Origin of the sequence: Thermococcus sp. ES12 (assembly GCF_012027515.1) — an archaeon.
Classification (GTDB): Archaea; Methanobacteriota_B; Thermococci; order Thermococcales; family Thermococcaceae; genus Thermococcus; species Thermococcus barossii.
On sequence record NZ_SNUP01000153.1, the window covers coordinates 1 to 383 of the forward strand.

The window sequence follows — 383 nt, forward strand, 5'->3', positions numbered from 1 at the left end:
TTTTGAGAGATGAATAGCCTCTTCAACTTTTGGTCTAACCCTCATCGGATCTCTCAAAAGCTCCGCCAAAAATTCCGGTTTCAAATCTAGGTAATCCGCCGCTTCTTCAACTGCTTCTTCATCATTCTCAGCAAAGGGCTTGAGGGAAACTTCATATATGTCTTCAACGGCTTTCACAAACTCTTGAATCCACCATTCTTCAACATAATTGGCTGGAAGTAAAGTTTGATTGTTCTCTACAAAGTCTCCAAATGCTATAATTGCATCACCCAAGTAAAGAATTTCTTCAACTTGGTCTCTAATTTGTAAAGCAAGATAGTAATCGTCAACCCTAATGACGGAGCCATCTTTGAGCTTGACAATTGGGCCTTCGGCCGTTGTAG

The 383-nt window shown here is 40.7% G+C and carries 1 pseudogene; it reads right to left on the minus strand.

From position 1 onward, the window contains the following. Positions 1-383 (minus strand): annotated as a pseudogene (locus tag E3E37_RS11525) (DNA polymerase II large subunit); the annotation flags it as partial.